The following is a 1,828-nucleotide window of genomic DNA, read 5'->3' as shown; positions in this document are numbered from 1 at the left end:
CAAGCGTACGTCCAGCAGTCCGGACGTCTTCCCAGCTCAGAAGGGATGTGAACGATGTAACCGGACGACAAGCTCAGGGTAGCCAGCCGGTGCGAGTCCGGCCCGGGGAGACGCCAGGGTCCCCGGTAGCTGACTCCCGGCGTCGCTCGAAAGGGTGGCGTCGAAGTGGAGTGACAAGCGCCCTTCGGGGGCGTGCAACCGGCCAGTCCGCAACATGAAGTGAAGCCTGCAGCGCCGTCATTTAACCCCCGCCCGCGGGCGGGCCAAGGAGGAGCCGAGCCTGTGCTTGAAAGGCGAAGGCCATGGAAGGCGATCTTGGACCTGGAGCGGTCGCCGAAGAACCTCCCGGCGTAAGGGGCGTGGAATGGTCGGACGGTTGTCCTGGGAACTGGAGAGAGCCTCCTCGGCCCCGCGCATGCGGCGGGGGAAGCGTGGCCTGCCTATAACCGGCGGAACCGGGAAGTGGCGGCCTGTCGAGAGGCAGTCGGAGGGGGCCGTAGTAGTGCCGATCGGCGGGACAACACAACCCGCTGGGAGCGAAGGGCCCCTGCTTCATCGATGCGATCCGCGAACAGGGAGGGGCCCGGATGAGTGCCGTTTCGGCTAGATCCATCCGCCGGGAGGAAGGCACCGCAAGACCGGGTGGCCGTCCTTTGGACAAGGTCCGAGCCTTGCAGCGGACGCTGTACCACTGTGCCAAGCGAGAACCCGAACGCCGGTTTCATGCCCTGTATAGCCATGTCCACCGCATGGACGTCCTTCGGCGGGCATGGGCCGGTGTGTGCGCGAACCGAGGAGCCTCCGGCGTGGACGGGGTGACCGTCGACGCGGTGGCGGCCTCGGGGGTGGACGCATTCCTCCAGGATCTGGCCGAGCGACTGCGGACGTATACGTATCGTCCGTCGGTGCTGCGGCGGGTCCAGATTCCCAAACCGGGGCGGCCGGGGGAGTTCCGGCCGCTGTCGATTCCCACGGTGGCGGACCGGGTGGTGATGACGGCCGCGAAGCTGGTCCTGGAACCAGTCTTCGAGGCCCAGTTCACCGAGGCGAGCTACGGATTCCGGCCCAAGCGGTCCGCGATTGACGCGTGCGAGGCCGTGCGCGTTGCGGCGAACCAACGGCGGGAATGGGTCTTCGAGGCCGACATCCGGGACTGCTTCGGCACGATCGACCACGACGCGCTCATGGCCCAGGTGGCCCGGCATGTCGTGGACCGGCCGATGCTGAAACTGATCCGGACCTGGCTGCGGATGGGAGTCCTGGAGGGCGGGGTGACCTCCCCGACCGGGGCGGGAACCCCGCAGGGCTCACCGATTTCCCCGCTGCTGGCCAACATCGCCCTGCACGTCCTCGACGAGGTGTGGCAGGACGAAGGCCGCCGGCTGGGGGTGCTGGTGAGGTACTGCGACGACTTCGTGGTCCTGTCGCCGACCAGACAACGGGCCGAGCAGGCCCAGCAGTTGGTGGCGAGAGTGCTGGAACGGCTCGGGATGCGACTGCACCCCGAGAAGTCCGGCATCACCTGCCTCACCCGAGGTGGGCAGGGCTTCGACTTCCTCGGTTTCCATCACCGGAAGGTGGAATCGTGGAAATGGCGAGGCAGGTTCTACATGCAACGCTGGCCCTCGGCCAGAGCGATGCGGGTGCTGCGGGACAAGGTCCGCGCGGCCACCGCCCGCTCGAAGACCGAACGGCCGGTGTCCGCCGTGGTCGCCGACCTCAACCCCGTGCTGCGGGGCTGGGCAGCGTACTTCCGCAACGGAAACTCCGGGCGGAGATTCAACGCGGTCGACGGCTACGTCCACGAACGACTGGCCATCTTCGCCAG

1 protein-coding gene is annotated in these 1,828 nt (G+C 67.6%); it reads left to right on the top strand.

Features of this window, described 5'->3' with window-relative positions; all coding sequences use genetic code 11:
• Positions 1–806 precede the first annotated feature (806 nt).
• A partial coding sequence (ltrA, locus tag ACH4U7_RS53150) for a group II intron reverse transcriptase/maturase (protein WP_398534938.1) occupies positions 807–1,828 on the top strand: 1,022 nt, incomplete at its 3' end.

Source organism: Streptomyces sp. NPDC020845, assembly GCF_044334165.1.
Classification (GTDB): Bacteria; Actinomycetota; Actinomycetes; order Streptomycetales; family Streptomycetaceae; genus Streptomyces.
This window is presented reverse-complemented; position numbering and strand designations above follow the sequence as displayed.